The sequence below is a fragment of the Mesorhizobium sp. WSM4847 genome (assembly GCF_055811335.1).
Genome location: NZ_JBVVPY010000018.1, coordinates 75,647 through 96,381, shown reverse-complemented (window position 1 = coordinate 96,381; position 20,735 = coordinate 75,647). Strand labels below are relative to the sequence as shown.

Below are 20,735 nucleotides of genomic sequence, written 5' to 3'. Positions count from 1 at the left end.
CTCCATCTCCCTTAGCTCGCAAGCTTGTCGCGACTGTGCGGTGACAGCCGCCGGGTGAAGGCCTCGGTCAGCGCCGGCAGGAAGCGAACGGCATCGGTGACGATCCCGAGGTGAGCGAAATCGAAAATCGGCGCGTTCGGGTCGGTGTTGATGGCCACGATGAGATCGGCTCCCTCAACTCCAACGCGGTGCTGGATGGCGCCGGAAATACCGGCCGCTATGTAAAGCTTCGGCCGGATTGTCTTGCCTGTTTGGCCGATCTGCCGATCGGCCGACATCCAGCCCTTTTGGACCAGCGGCCGCGAACAGCCGAATTCGGCGCCTATCACTCGCGCGAGACTCTTCACAAGCTGCAGGTTCTCCGCTCCGCCGAGACCGAGCCCTCCCGCAACCACCACATCCGCATAGGCGAGATTGGCGTTGCCCGACTGGCTGTCCGGAAGGAAACCTAGCACCTTGGTGACGATTTCATCCTCGGCTAGCGACAGCTTGTGCGGGATGACACGCCCGATCGCTCTGTCGGCCCGCTGGGGCATGGGCATGACCCTCGGCCGCACCGTCGCCATCTGCGGCCTGTAATTGAGCGTGTAGATCGTGCATAGCAACGAACCGCCAAAAGTCGGGCGAGTCGCGGCGAGCGAACCGTCAGCATCCACGTCAAGTTCGGTGCAGTCGGCCGTTAGCCCTGTTAGCAAGGTGGTTGCGACGGAACCGGCGAGATCCCTGCCGAGCGTGGTTGCACCGAGAAGCAGGATCTCGGGTTTGTAAGTAGAAACCAGATCGGTCATCGCCTTGGTGAAAGGCTCATTACGATAGTCGGCGAGCACCGGCGCCTCGACGAAGTAGACGAGGTCGGCGCCATAGGCGAAGGCCTCGGCGACTGCGTTCTGGGTGGCTTCTCCCGGGGGTCCGAGCACAGTGCCCGCGAGTTGGACGCCAAGTTTGTCCGCCAGCTTGCGGCCCTCGCCAAGCAGTTCGAAAGATACCGGGTGGACCTGGCCACGTTCGAGCTCGATGAAAACCCAGACATGCCGATAGTCCCTGAAACGCTCAGGAAGCTCCTTCTTCATCCCGGCACGGCCGGGGGGCTGGCGAGGGGTGTCTGAGTTCGTGCTCGACATATGGTCTGCTCCTTGCCGTCACGCGCCCTCGAAGGCGAGTTCCGGTTCCAGCGCCGGCTGGCGGGTGAAGATTGCACCAATCAGTTCGTCTGCGGCATCGCGCAGCGTCTTTTCGGCCGTCTCAATTTGCTCCGCCTTTTCCGAACGGCCGCTAGGGGCAAAAACGCGTTTGACGACCGTCGGCGAGCCACGCAAGCCGCATTTGGTGAGATCGTCAATGCCGGCCTCGGCCGCACTCCATTTCACAATCTGGCTGCGCGCGGCGCAAAGCGCGTCTTCGATCGAGCCCCGGCGCATCTCGTTTGTGCCTTCCAGCATGGTGATGAGGCAAGGCAGCCTGCTCTTCAGCTTCTGAATGCCGCCCTCGCAACGGCGCTCGACCGTGATCTCGCCTGCAGCAAGATCAATGGAGGCGATTTTCGCGACATAGGTGAGTTGAAGGAGATCGAGACGCTTGGCGATGCCGGGCCCGACTTGGGCGGTGTCGCCGTCGATCGTCTGTTTGCCCGTGAAGACCACGTCCGGTGTGCCGAACGTCTCGCCGATCTTCGCGATTGCCTGGGAAAGAGCAAAGGAGGTGGCCAGCGTGTCAGAACCGGCAAAATAGCGGTCGGTCAAAAGCACCGCGCGATCGGCGCCGTAGCCGAGCGCCTTGCGCAGGGAGTCCTCGGCCATAGGTGGACCCATAGTGAGCACGGTGACCTCCCCGCCATAAGCGTCGCGCAGCCTGAGTGCTTCTTCGAGGGCGAACAAGTCGTAAGGGTTGATGATGGTCGGCACACCCTGGCGCATAATGGTGTTCGTCACCGGATGGACCCGTATCTGTGCCGAGTCCGGCACCTGCTTGATGCTGACGACGATATGCATTGGCGTTCTCTACGCTGTTATCCCGATGCGGGCTGGCGGTGCGAGTTCTTGTTTGCATCATCCGTGCCAAGTGATTTGCGAACGTCTGTTCCTTGTAAATTGCATTGATCTTTTCTGAGGCCACCGGTTTCGGTGCCCGAATTGTTGGCTTGTCGACATTGTCGCGTCGCAACTATGTAGCTTATTCGCCGAACCGCTTCAGGACGGAGTCGAACGGAACGAATGTGCGGCCTGGCGTGTGAGGTTTGTTCGGATTGTGATCTTTGAGCACCTTGAAAACCCGGTGCGTAAGCGGCGAGGAAAGCGCGAACTCCTCGTAGGCGCGTTCCAGCATGGCGCGCATGCGCGCGGCGATCACCTGGTCGGGCAGACCGGAGAAATCTTCCTCGGCAAGGTATTGGCCCACACGCTTGAGGATATGCAGCCGTGAGACATTGAGCACCTTCGGATCATACGAGACGCCAAGGACAGCGAAGAACTCCTCCGCGGACGACAGGCCTTTCAGTCGCGTGAGGATGTTGGTGACGTCGATGGAACTGCTGTCAGCGGAACAACTCATTGCGTTCTCCCTTTGTCGGAAACGGTGGGTTTTTGGTGCGTTGGTCGCACATTCGACATGCAGCCCCGAAAGCCGCGGGCTGATGAACGAATGCGCTGAGCCAGCGCGGCAATCGCCTCGTCGTCACAACTGCCTCCGGTGCCGAGGCCGGATGTCGCGCGCGGTACAACTGGTCGACCTCCATGGAGGCAGCCGGCCCCGCTTGGAAGCGAGCGAGGTGGGCTGACGCAACGGCCCGCAGGGCCCGAGCGGGATGGGCTCGACTGTCTCCGGATTGGCCCTCGACCTGGCGCTCGGCCCCGCCCGAGGTCTCCCGGCCGCCAAGGGGGGCAATGCGGTGAGGCCGACTTATCTGCCTCCTGAAGGACAGCCATCGCGGCGGCCACCTCTTCGCGTGCGGCATTGCCCGCGCGCTCGCCGACTCCAAGGACGACCGAGGCATGGCGCGCGCCGGCGCGGAACGCGGCCACCGTGTTGGCGGTAGCGAGGCCGAGATCATTATGCGCATGGAATTCGAGGTCGACGGGAGACTTCGCGGCGAGCGGGGTGACAAGCTCGAAGGTCGAAAGGGGATCGAGGGCGCTGACACTATCGACCAGGCTGACGCGGCTTGCGCCGGCGCGCGCCGCCGTCTTAATAAGGCGGGCGAGATAGTCCTGGGCTGGTATGCGAGCATCCTCAGAGCCCAGGGCGAGGAAAAAGCCGCTGGCGGCCGCGCGCCCGACCATATGCTCGATGAGCTTTAGCGCTCGTTCCCGGACTAGCCCGAGCTTGGTGGCAAGCTGGATATCCGATGCAGGCAACGACAGATTGAGGGCACGGACGCCGCTCTCGACTGATGCATGGAAATCCCGTGAGGTCATCCGGCGCCCTGCCGTGAACCGCACCGGAACACTCCGTGCGACCACGGCGCAATTGCGTCGATCTCGATCCCAAGCTTTCCGACACCGTCAAGGCAACGCCGGGTGCCTGCTCGCCCTCGTGCAGGGTAATATCCTTGAGAAAGACCCGACTGCTCATGAATGGACGCCGGTTCATCTGCCGCTGAGACCCGGTACGCATTGAAGGCCTTCGGCGCTCCGTATATTCGACCCGGAACTGTGGGCGTCGCGCAGCTTCTCCACAATTGAAGGCAAGGCCTCTAGCACCCGGTCCACCTCTTCTTGTCCGTTGTCACGCGCGAAAGAGAAGCGGACCGCGCCATGTGGCATTTTCATCGCCTTCAGCACATGGCTTGGCTCCGCACAGCCCGATGTGCAGGCGGACCCGGAGGAACAGACGATACCCTCGCGGTCGAGGAGATGCAGGATTCCATGGCCTTCAATACCTTCGAAGGCCATGTTTGCGGTGTTCGGCAAGCGCTCCAGGGGATCGCCGTTGACGAAGGTGTTTGGGACACGCTGGACAAGCCCGTTCTCCAGCCGGTCGCGAAGCCACTTTATCCGTGGGGTCTCCTCATCCATGAATTTCAAGGCGAGTTCGGCGGCCATGCCGAGCCCGACTATGCCGGGCGTGTTTTCGGTGCCCGCGCGCCGGTCGCTCTCTTGGTGACCCCCCTTGATCAGGGACTGGAACGGCACGCCGCGCTTGACGAAAAGTGCGCCGGCCCCTTTTGGTCCATGAAATTTATGGCTGGAGAGCGACAGCATGTCGATGGCGGTTGATTTCAGGTCGATCGGGAACTTGCCGACTGCCTGCACGGCATCGGTGTGGAAAAGGGCGCCGACTTCCTTGGCCAATTCGGCGAGCTTGGCGATGGGGAAGATCGTACCAGTCTCGTTATTGGCCCACATGATCGAGACGATTGCCACGTTTGGGCTGAGAGCAGCCCGGTAAGCGTCAACGTCGAGCCGGCCGTGGCGATCTACCGGAATCCTGTGCACCTTGACGCGGCGCGTCTCCTCAAGATGCGCGCAGAGCGTCAACACGGCCGGATGTTCGACGGCGGAAGTCACAATCTCTGTTCGGTCAGGCATCACCTCGAGCGCCGAAAGAATTGCCGCATTGTCGCTTTCCGTTCCGCCCGAGGTGAAGGTGATCTCGTCGTCGAACTCCGCACCGATCAGCGCGTGCAACTGCCGCCGCGCGTTTCTCACCGCCGCGCCGGCAAGGCCGCCAAAACCGTGCGCCGACGAAGGATTACCGAATTGATCCGTAAGCAACGGCAACATCGCGTCAACGACCGCGGGATCGACCCGTGTCGCTGCGTTGTTGTCGAGATAGACAACTTTCATGGGCTATGGTCCTCAATAGATCGAATGACGTGAGGCGCAACCCGGTCGCATCGAGCCTTGCGCATGCCGTTGCTGGCGGAGACAATCCAGAAGCGGTGCAGGTGCCCCCAGATTGGCGCAGATTGGGCCGCCATCGCACCGACAAGCTCACCTCAGGCGCCCTCTCTACTTCTTCGGCAATCAACTACAGGACTTGCCGCAGGAGCACTTCCCGCTCGCATTCGGATTGTCGAAGACAAAGCCGGAGGTTTCGAGACCCGTGACGAAGTCGACGGCCATGCCGGCTACATGCGGCTGGGTGCCGGCGTCTACGAACACCTTGATCCCATCTTTCTCGATGATCGCGTCGCCCTCGCGCGGGACGCTCTCCAGGCCCATCGAGTATTTGAAGCCGGAGCAGCCGCCGGCCTCGACCATGATGCGAAAGCCTTCTGCCGGCTCACTAGCCTTGGAAAGAGCGGTTTTAACGGCGGCAACGGCCTTGTCGGTGAGCGTAATCATCGCTCGTTTCTCCTCAGTGCGTGACGGTTTGGGCATCACCGTGCATGGACCGTGCCAATGGGAAAAACCGTTTCCGGACAGTGCGACATCGCCAACGCGGCCACGATTCTGGTTCGGCTGTTACCGCGAAGGCGTCGGACAATCGACAGGTATTGTCGGATTTGTCGAGACCGCCACAGGGGGGTGGGCTCAAGTTCCCTGTGAACTGGGATGTAAGTCGGTTTCCGAGCGCTTCGAGCAATTGGCACGACTTTTGAGCTCTTTTTTGGCGAGGGCGAAGACGCCCAACCGACAGTATGCGCAACCAGGGGTCAAGACATGCACCAGCGCGAGAAACCTTCGCCGGAGAGAATCCGGCGGGCACGCGAAGACAGCCCTACAATCCGCGACCGCGATCTCGCCGCCCAATTGGGCATTTCGGAAGCGGAGCTTTTCGCGGCACATTGCGGTTTTGGCACGGTGCGCATCCAGCCACGCGTTAATGATATGCTGACCGGTCTCGAGGCGGTCGGCGAGGTGATGGCGCTGACCCGCAATGCCAGTGCCGTGCATGAGAAGATAGGCATCTACGATAAGGTGTTCACCGGAAAGCGTCACGCCATGGTGCTCGGCAAGGACATTGATTTGCGCATCTTCGCGAACGTGTGGGCGCACGGCTTTGCGGTCGAGACACGCGATGGCGGGGAGATCCACCGCAGCCTGCAATTCTTCGACGCCGCAGGCGAGGCAGTGCACAAGGTGCATCTGAGGTCGTCCTCCAACCTCTATGCCTATCAAAAACTGACAGACGAGCTCCAATCCTCGAACCAGGAGCCGATCGTGTCGGTTGAGGGGAGGTCAGCCGAAAACCTCGCAAAGATTGCGGACCAGGCCGCTACAGTCGATGACCTGCGGGAGCACTGGAGTCGGCTGACCGACGTGCACCAGTTCTTCGGCATGCTGAAGGCCCTGAACCTCAGCCGCCGCCAGGCGGTGCGCATGGTCGGCCAGGATTACGCCTGGCTGCTCGACAATGCTGCCGTTGGCGCCATGTTCCATCGTGCGGCCGAGGACGAGATGCCGATCATGTGCTTCGTCGGCAATCGTGGCTGCATCCAGATTCATTCCGGCCCTATCAAGTCGGTCAAGCAGATCGGGCCTTGCATCAATGTGCTCGACGAGACTTTCCACCTGCATCTCAGGGCCCACCACATCCGTGAGGTTTGGGCCGTGCGCAAGCCGACCAGGGACGGTCACGTCACGTCACTCGAAGCCTATGGCGCCAATGGCAAGATGATCGTCCAGTTCTTCGGGACGCGCAAGGAAGGCGAACCCGAGCGCCACGACTGGCGGCTACTGGCCGAGAACCTGCCGCGCATTGCCCGTTCAACCGCCGCTTGAGGTGAGGCCGATGCATATCGATTCCCGTTTCGCTCGGCATGCGCCGCTACTCTGGATTTTGCTGACCACCGCTTTGCCTGCCGAGGCCAACGAGGGCACAGCTGCCTTTTGCGGCCCGCCGAGGATCACCTCGATCGGAGGCGCCATTCCCGAGGGCCACCGCGCTTGGCGAGGATCGCCATCATTGCTCCCGTTGCGATGAGCCACAACCTGAACTCCGCGGTAAAGCTACTCAATGCAGGCAAATGCGTCAGCTGCCCGGACGGGTGTGTTGTCGGTCAATTGTCCAACATCCCAGATGTACGGCAGCGGGCGGGAGGAATTGCTCGAAGTGAAGTCGATTGGTCCCTCCGTCAAGATTCCAGAGGACGGCCTCCACAAAGGCATCTCGAATGATCCTTCGCCGGCAAGAGCCCTCGGCGTCTCATGCCAAGCTCGAAAAGGTAACGTCCGAGACGGATGCAAAGCTGAACACGCCCCAAAGCAGCCCGCATTATCAAGGAACGCTTAGCGCATCCTGTTCGCGCTCTCGGCTCAGCGCGGCTAGATTCTTGCCAAGAGCAGCAACACAGCAGTCAACGGCCAGGTTGCCGATGCGACCAGTGCGGTCGAGGATTTCTCCGGCTACCAGCAGATACCCCCACGAGGCGATCGCCATCGTCAGGCCGATGTGATCCTGACGCAGAAGAATTGGGGCTGCCGATCTCCGCAGTGAGCTATTTGCGGGCGCCCTGATGGCCTCGGCGCCGGCGGACGTGGGGCCCTCTTCTTGCCATAGGCGCGGCCGATCGCGGCCCCGTCTCCGACTCGCTCAGGCGCTCGACCGCATACAAATCATCTCGCGCAAGAGATCGGGATCCGGAGCCTTCTCCACGAGCGCGCAGGTTCACCATGCCGTCGGTCATCGATCGTCCTTCGAATTAGTTGGGTCAGCAACCCGACCTTACCGACGAAGTATCGATGACGACCGCAAAGCCGCTCGCTCGCTACAGCGCTCGTGGAGGGCGCGCTCGCGAGCGGCTTCGCTACCGCCGAGCTACACCCTCTCTCGCAGGTGACCTCGTTCGATACTTAGCCTCTTCACTCGGCTCCTCGCTAGCATTCTTTTCTGCAAAACCTTGTCGTGTCAGGAACAGTCATGAATGTCGAAATTCGTACCAAGGTTAGCCTCAGAAGGGCAGCTACAACGGAGATATGAGCAGCGCCAATGGTGCGCTTATTCGGCACGCAATTTGCTCGACGTTGTCATCGGAGGCGATGTCGGCAGTGCGCGCGGAGCTCAGCGGTGACGAACAGCCTTGCGATCTCAACCGAGCGTAAACGCCTGAACGCAGGAGAACCAAATGGCGACCAACCCGGTTCCAGATCATGTCCCGCCGGAAATGGTGGGCGACTTCAGCCTTTTTTCCTCGCCAGGCATGTCTCCGGCGCCCAACGGCGACCCCCACGCAGCAATCGCTTGCGTGCATGCCGGACCGCGAATCTTTTATTCGCCCTGGAACACGCGTACCGGGCAGGGTGCTTGGGTCATCACTCGCGCCGCAGATCAGCGCCGGGTGCTGCAGGAGACCGAAAACTTTTCCAGTCATCGCAACGTCTTCGCATCTGCACTGGGCGAAGACTGGCCGACGATCCCGCTCGAACTCGATCCCCCTTCCCATGCAGTCTTTCGCTCATTGCTCAATCCGCTCTTTTCGCCGAAGCGTGTAACGGAACTGGAGCCCGCCATCCGCGAGCGAGCGATAGCGCTTATCACGAGGATCGCCTCGTCGGGAACAAGCTGCGATGTCATGAAGGATTTCGCCTTTCCTTTCGCGGTCAGCATCTTCCTTCGCTTCATCGGACTTCCGGAGCACCGTCTTGAGACGTTTGTTGCCTGGGCGAAAGATCTGCTCCATGGCGATGATGTCAGACGGCCGGCGGCGGCTCGGACGATTGTAGCGTTCATAGACGAGCTGGCGGCGATGCGCCGCAACAAGCCCGTCGACGATTTCATGAGCTTCATTGTGCAGGCGCAGGTCGAGGGCCGCGGGCTGACAGACCAGGAGGTCCGTGGCATTGGCGTGCTCGTTTTGGTGGCGGGGCTCGACACGGTCGCTACAGCCATAGGCTTTGACTTGGCCTATCTCGCGCGAAAACTGGAAGATCAGGAATTGCTCCGAAAAGAACCGGACCGGATCGTGCGCGCAGCCGAAGAACTGCTGCGTGCCTTTCCGACCGTTCATTTGATCCGCGTCGCACGGAAAGATATCGACTTCGAAGGCGCGCCGATCCGCAAGGGGGACTTCGTTTCCTGCGCCACGATGATTGCAAATCGTGACCCGGCGGAATTCGAATCTCCCAACACGGTCGATCTGACCCGAGAAGGCATCCGCCACGCCGCCTTTGGCTATGGTCCCCACCGGTGCCTTGGTTCACATCTCGCGCGCCGGGAAATTGTCATTGGCCTGGAGGAGTGGCTGGCGCGCCTGCCGCCCTTTCGGATCAAGGAGGGAACAGCACCCATCACCCACGGCGGCCAACTGTTCGGGATTGAAAATCTGATCCTGGAGTGGGGCTAAACCTAGCCCGGCCTGAGCTGGGGCACAGACGTTGGAGGTCGCCTTGCGCATCATCGTTCACCAAGCCAGATGTCAGGGGCATGCGCAATGCGCGGCGCGAGCGCCGGCAGTCTTCAAGCTGGATGAGGCGGGTTACATCCTCCCCGGTGACATCGAGGTTGCGGACGCGGAGCAACTGCTTGCGTCGGATGGGGTGCGATCCTGCCCCGAACTTGCGCTGGAAATCGACGATCCACCCGCTGCGCGAATCGCTTCGGAGGCCACCCTCAAACCGAAGACAGAGGTCCCGGAACACGTCGGAACCACCGAATTTGCGGCAGACCCGACGGGCCAAGCGAAAATCGTCGAACTGCTCGACCGCGAGGCGATCCGCGCCTGCCTCTATCGGTATTGCCGCGGGATAGACCGTGCCGATGAAGCGGCACTGCGCAGCGCCTACTGGCCAGATGCACATGACAATCACGGGGCCTATTGCGGCTCGGCAGAGGGCTTCATCCGGTTTGCGCTCGGCGTTTTCAAGACCGGACCGCGCAACATCCATCAGATCACGAACATCCTTGTCGAATTCATCAACCCGGCAGAGGCCGCAGTCGAGAGCTATTTCACCGCGCTGCAACGCGGACCGGACAAAGACGGAGAAGTCCGTCAGATGTTTCTATGCGGGCGCTACTGCGATCTGTTTCAAAAGCGGGAAGGGGAGTGGCGGATTGCCGAACGGACCGTTGTCTATGACTGGCTGGAGGAGCAGATCCCATCCTTGGTCCTGGAGGCAGAACGCTTCGGCCCGCGACAGCCGATTGGAGCACCGTATCCGGACGATCCTGTCTATGCGCTCGGGGAGCGCCGCATTGCTTCTCATGACCGTGCCATCACAACCTTGGGACCGCATCAGTATGACTACGGACTGTGAAACTTCCAACGCCACCGCGCCACCTGCAAGGGAAAGATGGGCCGGCAGGAACCCCCGCGTGAGAGCGGCAACGCTCTGGTCTGAAACCGTGAGCGCACCGAGACGCCGGTGGTATCGATTTGCTGGAGCTTGGCAGAGCCCCTCATCGATCCTGAAACTGTCCAATCGCGTTACGGACCCAGTTGAGAGATTTCGACCAGGGACAATGCTGCCAGACCGAACTGGGGGAGACCGGATCATCCCCCCATCAACAACGCTATGGGTAATGGTTTAGCGCGGTGACTTCGAAGGCCAGCTTGGTCATGCGGTCGACCCGCGGCCCGCTGTATTGGGGTTGAGCCCGCGCCGGCGCGTGCCCGTAGTCGGACCCATGTGCTCTCGGCAGGGCCGCTGCATCGCGAAAACAAACCAGGAGAACGGGACCATGTCCGCACAGAAAGACGCATGTGTCGGCGCCGGCCAATGGCCCACCAGCATCGAGCCGGAGAGGGGGTTCGACGAGCATGTTCTTGCCTGCGTTCTCTCGTGTGCGCTCAAGGAGGTCGAGGCTGGCAAAGCGACAGCGACGGAGTCAACAGGGCTGTCCCTTGCCGAGCTGCGCGAGGTCCTGCCCCTGGGTTTGTCCGCAACCGCTATGGCGGCCTTAGCCTTGGAAGACGTCAGCGATCCTGAGCGGGGCATGGAGGAAGAACTTCTGCGCGGCCTTCTGCTGGCGCATGCCCGGCCGAGCGACCCGGCGAGCGCGCGCTTCGCTAAGATCGTCGCCCGGCGCGCCATGCGCGATGACCATCTGTGGCAGGATCTTGGTCTTCTCAATCGGGCCGAGCTCAACCGCCTGCTTGCCACCCATTTCCCGATGCTTGCAGCCGGCAATACCCAAAACATGAAATGGAAGAAGTACTTTTACCGCAAACTCTGTGAGGCCGAAGGGTTTTTGCTATGCACTGCGCCCAATTGCCGGGAATGTAGCGATTTCGACGGTTGCTTCGGCCCGGAGGAGGGCGAATGTGAAGAACGCGTCACATTTGATTTAGGGGCCGCTTTTGGTCACGAGGCCTTGAGGCCTTGATCGCCGTCCCGCCACAAGCGCTTTTCCCGGCGCCGCTGTATGGAGGAGGGGATGTTCATCGCCTCGCGATATTTGGTGACCGTGCGGCGAGCGAGATCTATGCCGCATTCCTTGAGCCGGTCAGCGATGTCATCGTCAGAAAGCATGTTATCAAGCGATTCTTCGGCGACCATCGCTTTGATCCGATGGCGGACAGCTTCGGCGGAGTGCGCGTCACCGCCTTCACAGGAGGCGATCGCGACAGTGAAGAAATACTTGAGTTCGAACACGCCGCGTGGGGTAACCATGTACTTGTTCGAGGTCACCCGGCTTACAGTCGACTCATGCATGTTGATCGCGTCAGCGACCGTCCTGAGATTGAGGGGCCGTAGGTGGGCGACGCCATATTCCAGAAAGGCATCCTGCTGGCGCACGATTTCGGTGGCAACCTTAAGGATCGTCTTGGCGCGCTGATCGAGGCTGCGGATCAACCAGTTCGCGTTTTGCAAGCATTCATTGAGAAATGTCATGTCTTTCGATTTTTTGGCGGCTCGGCAGGAAACCTCCGCGACATAGCTTTGGTTGATCAGCACCTTGGGCAGCGTGTTCGGATCAAGTTCGATCTGCCATCCACCTCCTGGCGAGCGCAGGACCCATACGTCCGGTATCACGCATTCCGGCGTTCCCGACTGGAATCTGTTTCCAGGCTTGGGGTCAAGCGCACGGATTTCCTGCAACATGTCGAGAAGATCTTCTTCATCGACGCCGCAACGCTGCTTCAATGTCTGAAAATCGCGTCGCGCAAGCATCTCAAGGTTGGCAACCAAAACCGCCATCGCCGGGTCGAACCGGTTTCGCTCGCGCAACTGTATCTCGAGACATTCGCTGAGCGATCGTGCGAAAATTCCCGGTGGATCGAGGTGCTGCAAGACGCCCAGCACCCGTTCCACATGGGCCAGCCCGACGTTTAGGGTGTCAGCCAAGTCCGAAGGACTTACCCGAAGATAGCCAGTGTCATCCAGATGCCCGGCAAGCTGATGAGCAATCAGCCGCTCGTGCGGTGTGAAGGCGGTGAGGGAGATCTGACGAGCGACATGGTCGTGCAACGTTTCCGCTAAGGCGACAAACTCCTCGTAGGCAGGACGCTCGCCCGGCGTGGTGTTCGTCGTGCTGAGCTGGGATTTCCCTTGCCTGGGCAGGTCCGGGGACCTTGCCCAGTTCGGTCCTTCAACCTCGCCAGACCACCCTTCGTCGTTTGGCGCATGCTCCAGAAGCGGATTTTTCTCGAGCTCCTGGTCCACGAACTGATGCAGTTCGGCATGCGTCAGCTGCAACAGGCGAATCGACTCGATGAGTTGAGGCGATGCCGCAAGAGACTGTTTCTGAAGTAGGCTGAAGGACGATTTCATGGTCGGTTCGGTATTCCTGTCAAAGAAGCTCTTGGCGGTGGCTAATTAGATCTCTCACAGGTCGACGCTTCTAAGCCGCGTCACGTTTGAACGACCTCACGGGCCGCGCGCCTCCAGAGCTTTGCGCTCTGCACACAGTGTCGTCCAAAACGCAGTTGCGCATGGTCGATGTGCACCAGGTCACGCAGCGTCCTTCAATGATTGAAGGACGTTCTGCGGGGATGAGACGCCATAGGGGTCGGTCTCGCAGTTGTCGGAGAAACCTTCCTCCTCAAACCACTGCTCCACCACGCCATTATTAAGCAGAGCCGCGTAGCGCCACGAGCGCATACCGAAGCCCAGATTGTCCTTGGCAACCAGCATGCCCATTTTGCGCGTGAACTCGCCAGACCCGTCCGGGATCAGCTCGACCTTCTGCAGCCCCAAGGACTTTCCCCATGCGTTCATGACAAAGGCATCGTTGACCGAGAGGCAGTAGATCGCGTCAACTCCTTCTTTCTTGAAATCCTCGTAGAGATCTTCGAAATTGGGCAGTTGGTAGGTCGAGCAGGTCGGGGTGAAAGCGCCAGGCAGGGAGAACAGGATGACGCGTTTGCCGGCAAAGTAGTCGTCGGATGTTTTTTCTTCCCAACGGTACGGATTTGGCCCCTGGATTGAATCATCGCGAACACGCGTCAGAAACGTGACGAATGGGACCTTCTTTTGACCGGTCATCAACTTGCTCCTTTTGAAGAAACTGGCGCACTGGATTTTACTGAGGCTATCGGATTGCCGCGCTGGGGTGCTGCCAGGCCAGGGCGCGAGACAATGCCCTGCGCGGCTCCCGATTCTTTCCCCCTTCTGGTCTATGGGAACGGCCCGGCTCCAGATGTTCGGATCTCCAAACCGGGCGATGCGCAGTCTTCAGCGAGGACAACCACCGCCGCCTTCGCCGATCGTTTAGAGCTTCGCGTGCCAGCCATGGTTCGGTATCCGCTTTCATCGTGTTCAATGGGCTCTGAGCACGAGCAGCAAGAGACATGCCATTTGCAATGAAGCTGCTTCTGCACTCCCCTTTCGGACGACGTCTTTCGCCACGCGGGATGCGCGCCATAGCCGTCGGTGTGTAGCGCGGATATTTGCGCTTCCGCCGGCTGGCAAACACCACACAGCGCATGCCCATGCCCACGGCGCAGCCGCGGGCACCACCGCAGCGAGGGGGCACAGTGCGCTCCTAGTAGCGGTGTTGGCAGAGGCATGACTGACGCGAACGCACGCCTGTGACAGCAATTCATGGCGGCCGCTCTTCGGCAATCGCCATGATCCCGAGTCGATGAGGATCGAATTTGGCTCGGCCACGATCATGACATGCTTGGCGTTCCAACTGGCTTCGCCGTGCGCGTCCATCGAAACCTCTGTGTCGGAAACGGAACTAGAATTGTCGCAAGGCCGACCGAAACGTCGCCAAGCCGCCGCTGGTTAGCGGGAAGGGGCGCAACGCAAACGAAGCGCCACCCGGGCACGCAAATTGCGGTCGATGATCTTGTCGGTGGGACGTCCGCAATTCGAGCGAGACCCTCGGCTGCGCCCTAACGTCGGCGTTGCAAGAGATGATTTGACGTCTCGCTAGCTCGCGGTTGCTGAACATACGATGCCTGACCTTCAAACGATGATTGAAGAGCAGATTACGCCCTATCTCCCATGCTCGTCGGCTCCGCCAGTGGGAAGAGTCCATGCCATGAGGCTGTCGGACATAGTTATCCGCGACGGTGAAGCCCTAGCGCTGACACCTTGCAATCTCAGGACATCGACGAGGCTACGCCTCAAGAACGGCACCTGGTCATCCATCAGCTGCCTAGCGCGACCCGCGCTCGCCCGGGCTGCGTAACCTGACCAACTCCGCCCGGGCGAACGCTGATGCACTTCCTGTAGCCGCGAACGGTGAAACCGGCGAGGCGAGGCGCCCGGCACTGGTCCAGGCCCCATCGGGTGGTAGCCGCGACCCAGGTCATATCTAGGCGAGACGAAGGCCTGAACCGACAAAGTAGTCGTGGGCGGGATCGCGCCGCGCGGCTGGTGCGGCTGCATCGCGAGCGCTGAGCTGAAGGTCTTTCCCGTCAGAGGTTGGTTAGGTTGTGCGTTTCGGGCCGAATAGGAACACCGTGAGGGCTGCGAGGAACGTGGCAACCGCGCTGTAGGCAAACACACTGGCGACGCCGACATTGTTCACAAGCAAACCGCCGAAGATCGCGCCGGCTGCGATGGCAATCTGGAACGTTGATGTCATCAGCACACCGGCGCTTTCGGCCTGCTCGGGAACGGCGCGCAGCACCATCCAAGTCTGTACCCCCACCGGCACCGCACCGAAGCCAAAGCTCCATACAGCAACCGCAATGGCCGAGGCGGAGGCCGATGCTCCAGGCATCAGCAATGAGACAGCGGCTATCGCCATGAGCAGGGGCGGCAGCGCCGCGACTGCCTTGAGGCTGTGTTTCGCCAGGAATGCGCCGGCTAAATTGCCGAAGAAGCCACATACGCCGGAAACGAGCAACAGCAATGAGATCGTCTCGATTCGGAGGGCGGGAATCTCCTCGAGGTAGGCCCGGACATAGGTGAAGCTGGCGAAGTGCCCAGAAGCGACCAGCAGTACGACCAAAAGCGCGACCCTGATAGTTGGCTTCTTGATCACATTCAGCAGACCGCGGAGTCCAGCCATTTCAACCGGCGGCAACGTCGGAATGGTTACGAGTTGCACCAGCAATGTAACGCCATTGACGGCTGCGGCGATCATAAAGGTGGCTCGCCATCCCCAGATGTCGCCTACATAGGCGCCGACTGGAGGCGCGCAAACGATAGCGACCGAAACGCCGGTGAGGATGATTGATAGGGCGCGCGGCAGGAGATGATTTGGAACCAGCCGAATCGCCAGCGATGCCGAAATCGACCAGAAGCCTCCAAGCGCAATGCCGAGCACGACGCGTGCCGCTAGGAAAACCGGCAGCGACCACGCGACACCCGCCAGAACGTTGGACAGGATCTGAAGCAGCATCATCGCCCACAGGACGATCCTGCGGTCCAGGCGCTTTGTTATGAAGGCGATCGTCGGCGCAGAGATCGCCGCAGCAATCGCCGTCGCTGTCATCGTCTGTCCAGCCGCACCCTCTGTGACATGCAGATCATGCGCGAGCGGCGTCAGTACGCTGGCAGGCAAAAGCTCTGCCGCCACCAACCCGAAGGTGCCCAGGGCAAGCGATATGACCGCGCCCCATGCGGGACGAGATCGTTGATCCGGCTTTTCTGGGCCGTGCAGAAAAATCTCCATGAAGCCTGTCGCGGATTCGGTCATGAATAAGCTCGCCAGCTTGGGTGCAACTGCAACATGGGTTCGCTGCAGCGACCCGCATTCATGGAGCACGCCGTTGCCGGCGGCGTCGCACGAAGGGAATGTTCATCGCTGCCCGACATGTTGTGACAGCGCCGCGTGCAATATCAGTGCCGGTTCTCCGAGCCGGACGAGGATGTGATCGTCGGCAGTCGTCGCATCAGGCATGTTCCATGCCGACTTCGCGGGGGCCAGTCTCGAACCAGCCATGCGCAACCAGCTACCGAGCACGCACGTCTGATGTCCCGCGGCGGAGGCGCGCAAGCCGGTCGCTTTGCCGCCGCCTGTATGCAGCCAAAGGTCGGCTCTAGCTCGAGGGCCCGAGTTCTTCAGGTGTCGGTCTCGAAGCTGACGCCTTGTGTCGGGCATTGTCGGGTTCGCTACAGGGCTTGTTACGACAATCACTTGTCTGGCAGCAAACACTTGTTGAAGCTCAGGCTAACTCGCGGGACACAAACGAAAAAATCCCTGTTCGTTATCAGCAAGTCTACTTGGCACGAGTCTTGAGACCCTTTCGGTGTGAGGCTGCAAAAGCTGCCCATCGGCATTCATATTGCGGCCAGCCGCGACGGATGGAACGAAGGAAGGAAATCTATAATGTCAGGTCTGCGTCAGATCGCCTTTTACGGAAAGGGCGGCATCGGCAAGTCCACCACCTCCCAAAACACACTCGCCGCCCTGGTCGACCTCGGGCAGAGAATCCTCATCGTCGGCTGCGACCCCAAAGCCGACTCCACCCGCCTGATCCTGAACTCGAAGGCTCAGGATACTGTCCTGCATCTGGCGGCACAGGAAGGTTCGGTGGAAGATCTCGAGCTGCAGGACGTGCTCAAGATTGGCTACAGAGGCATCAAGTGCGTGGAGTCCGGCGGCCCGGAGCCGGGTGTTGGCTGCGCCGGCCGAGGCGTCATCACATCAATCAACTTCCTCGAAGAGAACGGCGCCTATGACGATGTCGACTATGTCTCCTATGATGTGCTCGGCGACGTGGTTTGCGGCGGCTTCGCGATGCCAATCCGCGAGGGCAAGGCGCAGGAAATCTACATCGTTATGTCTGGGGAGATGATGGCGCTCTATGCCGCCAACAACATCGCCAAGGGCATCCTGAAATATGCCCATTCGGGGGGCGTGCGGCTCGGAGGCCTGATCTGCAACGAACGTCAAACCGACCGTGAGCTCGACCTCGCTGAAGCCCTGGCTTCCAGGCTCAATTCCAAGCTCATCCACTTCGTGCCGCGCGACAACATCGTCCAGCACGCCGAGCTCAGGAAGATGTCAGTTATCCAGTATGCGCCCGATTCCAAGCAGGCCGGAGAGTACCGCGCGCTGGCCGAGAAGATCCATGCCAATTCTGGCCAGGGCACCATCCCGACGCCGATCACCATGGAGGAGCTCGAGGACATGCTGCTCGACTTCGGCATCATGAAAACCGACGAGCAGATGCTTGCTGAGCTTCAGGCCAAGGAAGCGGCCAAGACGGCCGCCCAGTAACGACCGATATTGGTCGCCTCTCGAGTTGGGCGTCTTGCAAAGAACGGGCGCCTCATCGGTGGGGCGTCATCAGACACCTTGAAAGGGGTCCCATGAGCCTGGAATACGAGAATGATGGTGCTCTCCATGCGAAGCTTATCGAGGAGGTGCTATCGCAATATCCCGACAAAGCGGCGAAGCGCCGCAAAAAACACCTCAGCATCGCAAAGAGCGGGGGTGAGGCTGGCGGGGAAAGTGAGATCCTTTCCGAATGCGACGTCAAATCGAACATCAAGTCCATCCCCGGTGTGATGACAATACGCGGCTGCGCCTATGCCGGCTCAAAGGGCGTGGTCTGGGGCCCAGTCAAGGATATGGTCCATATCTCGCACGGGCCCGTCGGTTGCGGCCAATATTCCTGGTCACAGCGACGCAATTACTATTTGGGCACAACGGGCATCGACACTTTCGGGACAATGCAGTTCACCTCCGATTTCCAGGAGAAAGACATTGTCTTCGGCGGTGACAAGAAACTGGAACAGATCATCGACGAGATCGAGATGCTGTTTCCGCTGAACAACGGCATCACCGTGCAATCCGAATGCCCGATCGGTCTCATTGGTGATGACACCGAGGCAGTTTCTCGCAAGAAAGCCAAGGAGTACGAAAAGACTATCGTGCCGGTGCGCTGCGAGGGCTTCCGCGGCGTCTCGCAATCACTCGGCCACCACATCGCCAATGACGCGATCCGCGACTGGGTCTTCGACAAGAAGGACGTCGAGTTCGAGGCCGGTGCTTACGATGTTAACGTCATCGGAGACTACAATATTGGCGGCGACGCCTGGGCCTCGCGCATCTTGCTTGAGGAGATAGGATTGCGCGTGGTCGGCAACTGGTCGGGCGACGCAACACTGGCCGAGATTGAGCGCGCGCCAAAGGCCAAGCTCAATCTCATCCACTGCTACCGCTCGATGAACTACATCTGCCGGCATATGGAGGAAAAGTATGGCGTCGCCTGGATGGAGTACAATTTCTTCGGACCGTCCCAGATCGAGACCTCTCTGCGCAGCATAGCCAAGCATTTCGGGCCGGAAATCGAGGAGAAAACCGAGAAGGTGATCGCCAAGTACAGACCGCTTGTTGACGCCGTCATCTCCAAGTACCGGCCGCGTCTCGAAGGCAATACCGTCATGCTATACGTCGGTGGCCTGCGCCCACGCCACGTCATCACAGCTTACGAGGACCTCGGCATGGTGATCGTCGGCACTGGCTACGAGTTCGGCCACAACGATGACTATCAGCGCACCGGTCATTACGTAAAGAACGGCACGCTGATCTATGACGACGTTACCGGCTACGAGTTGGAGAAGTTCATCGAGGGAGTTCGACCCAACCTCGTGGGCTCTGGCATCAAGGAAAAATACCCGGTGCAGAAGATGGGTATTCCGTTCCGTCAGATGCACTCCTGGGACTATTCGGGACCTTATCACGGCTATGACGGCTTTGCCATTTTCGCGCGTGACGTGGATCTTGCCATCAACAATCCGGTCTGGGATCTCTACCAGGCCCCTTGGAAAGAACGCCCGCCCAGTGGGCGGGCGATAGCTGCCGAATAGACGCCCTGTCCTGGCCTAGTCTCCCCAGAGAGACCATGAACCCCGCGAGCTTGTGAGCCTCGGGATTACCGGAAACGTCTCGATCTATCTGAGCTGCCGAATGCGCGGCCAGATTAAAAAGAGGAATACCAATGCCGCAGTCGGCCGAAAAGATTCTCGACCACGCTCCCCTGTTCCGCGAGCCGGAATACAGGCAAATGCTCGCCGAGAAGAAGCTGAATTTCGAATGTCCGCACCCGGATCAGATCGTTACCGATCAAGGCGAATTTACCAAGACCTGGGAATACCGCGAAAAGAACCTCGCCCGGGAAGCGCTGGTAATAAATCCCGCCAAGGCCTGCCAGCCGCTCGGCGCGGTGTTCGCGGCCGCGGGCTTCGAGCGGACCATGTCCTTCGTCCACGGCAGCCAAGGCTGCGTGGCCTATTACCGCTCGCACCTGTCGCGCCATTTCAAGGAACCTGCTTCGGCGGTTTCCTCCTCGATGACCGAGGACGCGGCAGTGTTCGGCGGCCTGAAGAACCTGGTCGACGGGCTCGCCAACACCTACCAGCTTTACGATCCCAAGATGATCGCAGTGTCGACGACATGTATGGCGGAGGTCATAGGCGACGACCTGCACAGCTTCATCGAGAACGCCAAAGAGGAAAAGTCAGTCCCGCTCGACTTTGACGTGCCCTTTGCCCACACACCAGCCTTCGTTGGTAGCCATGTCGACGGCTATGACGGCATGCTCAAGGGTATTCTGGAGCACTTCTGGAAGGGCCAGCAGCGTACGGAAACCAAGGGAAGCATCAACGTCATTCCGGGCTTCGACGGTTTCTGCGTTGGCAACAACAGGGAACTCAAACGTCTGCTCGATGTGATGGGTGTTTCCTACACCTTCATCCAGGACGCGTCTGACCAGTTCGATACACCATCGGATGGGGAATACCGGATGTACGACGGCGGCACGAAGATTGATGAGGTGAGGGGGGCACTCGACGCTGAGGCAACGCTTTCGCTGCAGCACTACAACACCCGAAAAACGCTGGACTATTGCGGGCAAGTTGGGCAGGCCACGGCTTCCTTCCATTATCCGCTCGGCGTCCAGGCGACTGACGAATTGCTGATGAAGGTCTCGGCGCTTTCCGGGAAGGAAATCCCCGAGGCAATCCGGCTGGAGCGCGGCCGACTGATTGATGCCATGGCGGACAGCCAGTCCTGGCTGCACGGCAAGAAATACGCGATCTACGGCGACCCGGACTTCGTGTACGCCATGGCCCGCTTCGTCATGGAAACGGGCGGCGAGCCGACACATTGCCTCGCCACCAACGGCACCTCGGCGTGGGAAGCCGAGTTGAAGAAACTGCTTGCATCCTCGCCCTTCGGCAAGGACGCTCAGGTCTGGGCGGGCAAGGACCTTTGGGCTATGCGGTCTCTGCTCTTCACCGAGCCAGTGGACCTGCTGATCGGCAATTCCTATGGCAAGTATCTGGAGCGCGACACCGGCACGCCGCTGATCCGGCTGACATTTCCGATATTCGACCGGCACCACCACCATCGCTTTGCGCTCATGGGCTACCAGGGCGGATTACGCGTGCTGACCACGATCCTCGACAAGATCTTCGACAAGCTCGATCGCGAGACGAGCCAGACGGGCGTGACGGACTATTCCTATGACCTCACCCGCTAAAAGACGGCCGGCTTTTCGCCCAGGC

At 60.2% G+C, this 20,735-nt stretch carries 16 protein-coding genes and 1 pseudogene; 8 read left to right on the top strand and 9 right to left on the bottom strand.

Annotated features, from left to right (window positions below):
* Window positions 1-11: 11 nt before the first annotated feature.
* The 6 genes from AC0L28_RS24055 to AC0L28_RS24030 all read right to left on the bottom strand — a co-directional run bounded on the left by AC0L28_RS24055 (window position 12) and on the right by AC0L28_RS24030 (window position 5,282).
* Window positions 12-1,121, bottom strand: a complete 1,110-nt coding sequence (locus tag AC0L28_RS24055; protein ID WP_473480603.1) for an electron transfer flavoprotein subunit alpha/FixB family protein — start codon at window positions 1,119-1,121, stop codon at window positions 12-14.
* Between the two features lie 18 nt (window positions 1,122-1,139).
* On the bottom strand, window positions 1,140-1,988 hold the full coding sequence (locus tag AC0L28_RS24050) for an electron transfer flavoprotein subunit beta/FixA family protein (RefSeq protein ID WP_473480601.1): 849 nt from the start codon (window positions 1,986-1,988) through the stop codon (window positions 1,140-1,142).
* Window positions 1,989-2,169: 181 nt separating this feature from the next.
* On the bottom strand, window positions 2,170-2,547 hold the full coding sequence (nifW, locus tag AC0L28_RS24045; RefSeq protein WP_473480599.1) for a nitrogenase stabilizing/protective protein NifW: 378 nt from the start codon (window positions 2,545-2,547) through the stop codon (window positions 2,170-2,172).
* Window positions 2,544-3,410 (bottom strand): beta/alpha barrel domain-containing protein, encoded by an 867-nt coding sequence (locus AC0L28_RS24040; protein ID WP_473480725.1) that lies wholly within the window; start codon window positions 3,408-3,410, stop codon window positions 2,544-2,546. The genes nifW and AC0L28_RS24040 overlap by 4 nt, the downstream gene beginning before the upstream one ends.
* A gap of 171 nt (window positions 3,411-3,581) precedes the next feature.
* On the bottom strand, window positions 3,582-4,781 hold the full coding sequence (nifS, locus tag AC0L28_RS24035; protein WP_473480597.1) for a cysteine desulfurase NifS: 1,200 nt from the start codon (window positions 4,779-4,781) through the stop codon (window positions 3,582-3,584).
* Window positions 4,782-4,961: 180 nt separating this feature from the next.
* Window positions 4,962-5,282 (bottom strand): HesB/IscA family protein, encoded by a 321-nt coding sequence (locus tag AC0L28_RS24030; RefSeq protein ID WP_473480595.1) that lies wholly within the window; start codon window positions 5,280-5,282, stop codon window positions 4,962-4,964.
* A 318-nt stretch (window positions 5,283-5,600) separates the two neighbouring features.
* Here AC0L28_RS24030 and AC0L28_RS24025 point away from each other — a divergent pair, with 318 nt between their 5' ends.
* The 5 genes and pseudogenes from AC0L28_RS24025 (at window position 5,601) to AC0L28_RS24005 (ending at window position 11,202) form a co-directional block, all read left to right on the top strand.
* Window positions 5,601-6,662, top strand: coding sequence for a hemin-degrading factor (locus AC0L28_RS24025; RefSeq protein WP_473480593.1), 1,062 nt, complete (start codon window positions 5,601-5,603; stop codon window positions 6,660-6,662).
* Between the two features lie 1,343 nt (window positions 6,663-8,005).
* Window positions 8,006-9,223, top strand: coding sequence for a cytochrome P450 (locus AC0L28_RS24020; protein WP_473480592.1), 1,218 nt, complete (start codon window positions 8,006-8,008; stop codon window positions 9,221-9,223).
* Window positions 9,224-9,254: 31 nt separating this feature from the next.
* Window positions 9,255-9,437: pseudogene (locus AC0L28_RS24015) on the top strand (ferredoxin); the annotation flags it as partial.
* 126 nt (window positions 9,438-9,563) lie between these two features.
* Window positions 9,564-10,133, top strand: coding sequence for a nuclear transport factor 2 family protein (locus AC0L28_RS24010; RefSeq protein ID WP_473480722.1), 570 nt, complete (start codon window positions 9,564-9,566; stop codon window positions 10,131-10,133).
* 424 nt (window positions 10,134-10,557) lie between these two features.
* Entirely contained in the window at window positions 10,558-11,202 is a 645-nt protein-coding gene (locus tag AC0L28_RS24005; RefSeq protein ID WP_473480590.1) for a nitrogen fixation protein NifQ, read from the top strand.
* Here AC0L28_RS24005 and rpoN read toward each other — a convergent pair.
* The 3 genes from rpoN to AC0L28_RS23990 form a co-directional block, all read right to left on the bottom strand.
* A complete protein-coding gene (gene rpoN, locus AC0L28_RS24000; protein ID WP_473480587.1) occupies window positions 11,181-12,590 on the bottom strand; it encodes an RNA polymerase factor sigma-54 in 1,410 nt (469 codons plus the stop codon). The genes AC0L28_RS24005 and rpoN overlap by 22 nt on opposite strands.
* A 180-nt stretch (window positions 12,591-12,770) precedes the next feature.
* Window positions 12,771-13,304, bottom strand: coding sequence for a peroxiredoxin (locus tag AC0L28_RS23995; RefSeq protein WP_065010713.1), 534 nt, complete (start codon window positions 13,302-13,304; stop codon window positions 12,771-12,773).
* 1,393 nt (window positions 13,305-14,697) lie between these two features.
* The gene (locus tag AC0L28_RS23990) at window positions 14,698-15,915 is read right to left on the bottom strand and encodes an MFS transporter (protein WP_473480585.1); all 1,218 of its coding nucleotides are present in this window, start codon (window positions 15,913-15,915) and stop codon (window positions 14,698-14,700) included.
* A 633-nt stretch (window positions 15,916-16,548) separates the two neighbouring features.
* Here AC0L28_RS23990 and nifH point away from each other — a divergent pair.
* The 3 genes from nifH (at window position 16,549) to nifK (ending at window position 20,710) form a co-directional block, all read left to right on the top strand.
* Window positions 16,549-17,442, top strand: coding sequence for a nitrogenase iron protein (nifH, locus tag AC0L28_RS23985; protein WP_404926324.1), 894 nt, complete (start codon window positions 16,549-16,551; stop codon window positions 17,440-17,442).
* A 92-nt stretch (window positions 17,443-17,534) separates the two neighbouring features.
* Window positions 17,535-19,037: a nitrogenase molybdenum-iron protein alpha chain gene (nifD, locus tag AC0L28_RS23980; RefSeq protein WP_473480583.1), complete on the top strand. Its 1,503-nt coding sequence runs from the start codon at window positions 17,535-17,537 to the stop codon at window positions 19,035-19,037.
* Between the two features lie 131 nt (window positions 19,038-19,168).
* Complete coding sequence (nifK, locus tag AC0L28_RS23975) at window positions 19,169-20,710, top strand: nitrogenase molybdenum-iron protein subunit beta (RefSeq protein ID WP_473480581.1); 1,542 nt, start codon at window positions 19,169-19,171, stop codon at window positions 20,708-20,710.
* Window positions 20,711-20,735: the final 25 nt, after the last annotated feature.